Annotated in this window: 2 protein-coding genes and 1 pseudogene; 1 reads left to right on the top strand and 2 read right to left on the bottom strand. The window is 51.1% G+C overall.

Annotated elements, in window-relative coordinates:
- Window positions 1–866: pseudogene (locus CPT76_RS06180) on the bottom strand (alpha-amylase family glycosyl hydrolase); the annotation flags it as partial.
- A gap of 196 nt (window positions 867–1,062) precedes the next feature.
- Between CPT76_RS06180 and CPT76_RS06175 the strand changes: the two are divergent.
- Window positions 1,063–2,283 (top strand): glucose-1-phosphate adenylyltransferase, encoded by a 1,221-nt coding sequence (locus CPT76_RS06175; protein ID WP_105442264.1) that lies wholly within the window; start codon window positions 1,063–1,065, stop codon window positions 2,281–2,283.
- Between the two features lie 71 nt (window positions 2,284–2,354).
- Here CPT76_RS06175 and CPT76_RS06170 read toward each other — a convergent pair.
- Window positions 2,355–2,702: sensor histidine kinase (locus CPT76_RS06170; RefSeq protein WP_146116171.1), on the bottom strand; the 348-nt coding region annotated here is incomplete at its 5' end.

Here is a 2,702-nt window from a genome sequence, read left to right as displayed (position 1 = left end):
CGAGCGGACCTCCGGTTTGCCGAAGTCGAAGCTGAGCGTGCCCCAGCCGGGTTTTCAGCCTTATACGCATCGCTGTATTCAAACAGCGGTGTCCCGTCAAACCGGCGGAGTCCGTGGGCGTCCTTAGCGAAATGGGATGGCACCCAGTCCAGGATGACGCCGATATCGGCCTGGTGCAGGGCGTCCACCAAATACATAAAGTCATGCGGCGTCCCATAGCGGCTCGTCACGGCGAAATAGCCGGTTCCCTGATATCCCCAAGATAAATCGTATGGATGCTCCGCAAGCGGCATAAACTCGACATGGGTATAGTGCATTTCCTTCAAATAAGGAATGAGAAGATCAGCCATTTCCCGGTATGTATAAAAAGTCCCGTCCTCTTTCTGCCGCCATGTACCGAAATGGATCTCATATATATTCAGCGGCTTGCGGTAAGGTGCTTTTCTCTTCCTACGCCAGGGGCCGTCATTCCATACATATCCGGCAAGATCCGTGACCACCGACGCGGTAGCAGGGCGAAGCTCCGACCGAAACGCATAAGGATCGGCCTTCAGGAACCGTTCTCCGCCAGGTCCGGTCATGTCATATTTGTAAAAAGTACCTGAACGGATTCCGGGGAAAAAGCGAGTCCAAAAACCTGAATCGGGTATCTTATATAAAGAATCCTTTTCTCCGTTCCAGTTGTTCCAGTCTGCCGCCAAGCCTACAGCCTGGGCATGGGGCGCCCAGACGGTGAACCGGACGCCTTCCTCGCCTTCTTCCACAGCAGGATGAGCGCCCAACATCCTGTGACTGTGATAGGAGGTCCCTTCATGAAACAAATAGATGTCTTCCGCGGACAGCGGCTGACCCGGCGCCTTATTCATGTTCTCCAAATGATCACCTGCTTTAGGAATATAGTGCATGTAAACCATTACCCCATTGTAGCCAAAATGAAAATAAAAATGACCGCTGAAAAATAAAATTGTAATTTTTCAGTGATATTTCAATATAATCGTTTCAGATGGGCGATAGTCGTTTATTTATGTACTACATTGACAATTTTGAATGGGAGGAAACGACATGAAGAGAAAAGAATGCATCGCCATGTTGCTTGCCGGAGGTGAAGGGCGCAGATTATCACCTCTGACATCGAAACTGGCAAAGCCCGCTGTTCCGTTCGGCGGTCGTTACCGTATTATCGATTTTCCTCTCAGTAACTGCGTAAACTCAGGCATTGACACCATCGGTGTGCTGACGCAGTACGAGGCAGAATCGCTTCATCTGCATATCGGGGAAGGCGAACCATGGGGCCTCCAAAAAAATGGAGAGGACGGAATCACCCTGCTGCCTTCTTACAACACAGGATCCTCAGAATACTTAGGAACTGCTGATGCCATTTATAAAAATATCGAATATATTGACCGTCACCAACCGGAGCATGTACTGGTTTTGTCCGGTGACCATATTTACCACATGGATTATAAACAAATGCTTCAATTTCACCAAAAGAACGGCGCCAAAGCCACCATCTCTGTCATGGAGGTGCCTTGGGAGGAAGCCAGCCGTTTCGGGGTCATGAGCGTGGACGAATCGCTTCGTATCTCGGACTTTGCCGAGAAACCGGCCGAACCCGAAAGTAACCTGGCATCCATGGGCATCTATTTGTTTGAATGGGAGTACCTCCGCAGACATTTGATGGAGGACGCCGCGAATGATGCCTCAAGCCATGACTTCGGCAAGGATATTATTCCGAAGATGCTGGCGGATCAGGATGAACTGTTCGCGTATCGCTTTGATGGGTATTGGAGAGATGTCGGCACTGTTGCCAGCCTTTGGGAAGCACATATGGACCTCTTGTCCGACGATCTGGACTGGAAGCTGCATAACAGTGAATGGCCAATGTACACCCGTCCATGGCGTACGAAGCTCGGATCGACACGGAACCGCAGCGTGATGGCGACCAACTGCCTGATCTCGGAAACGTGCACGTTGGACGGCATAGCACATCAATCCGTGATGTTCTGTGGTGTCGAAGTCGGAAAAATGTCCGAGATTAAGGATAGCGTCGTGATGCCAAACGTCCGGATCGGACGCAACGTGCAGATCGAGCATGCCATTATTGGCGAAGGAGCGATCATTAAAGACGGCGTGGTCATCAAAGGATCGCCGGGTCAAGTAACGGTAGTCGGCCCTTACGAAACCGTTATGCCGAAACCAAGCATTCGTACCCAGCCTTCCCGACTCCTGCAGGATGTATACGAAAAAACTGGACGCCTGCGTGCCGAAGGCTTATCCTCTTAATACAATATGTGTGAATATACAAAGAGCGAACTCCTTTTTTCCGGGAGTTCGCTCTTTGATGTGTATGAACTTCATGAAAGTTTCTCGTCTGCGGGAGGCAGCTCGGGTGCACCGTCCGTTTGAGCGGTATTCTCCGGCAGCCGAGGCAGGGACACGACGATCGTCGTCCCCTCCCCCAACGTGCTCTGGATGAGCAAAATTCCTTTATGAAGCTCAACCAGCTGCTGGGAGATGGCAAGCCCAAGACCGGTGCCGCCGTTGAGCGGATCCACCTGAAAGAACCGGTCGCGCACTTTGACCAAGTGGTCCTCGCTGATCCCGATTCCCGTATCCCTCACTTCGGTTACGACATTGTCGCCTTCGAAGTACACGACCAGATCAATTGCCGAATGCTCATGCGAAAATTTGATCGCATTGTC

The sequence above is a fragment of the Paenibacillus sp. AR247 genome (assembly GCF_002968895.1).
GTDB classification, from domain to species: domain Bacteria; phylum Bacillota; class Bacilli; order Paenibacillales; family Paenibacillaceae; genus Paenibacillus_AQ; species Paenibacillus_AQ favisporus.
The sequence above is the reverse complement of the archived record's forward strand: the minus strand, read 5'-3'. Positions and strand labels throughout refer to the sequence as shown.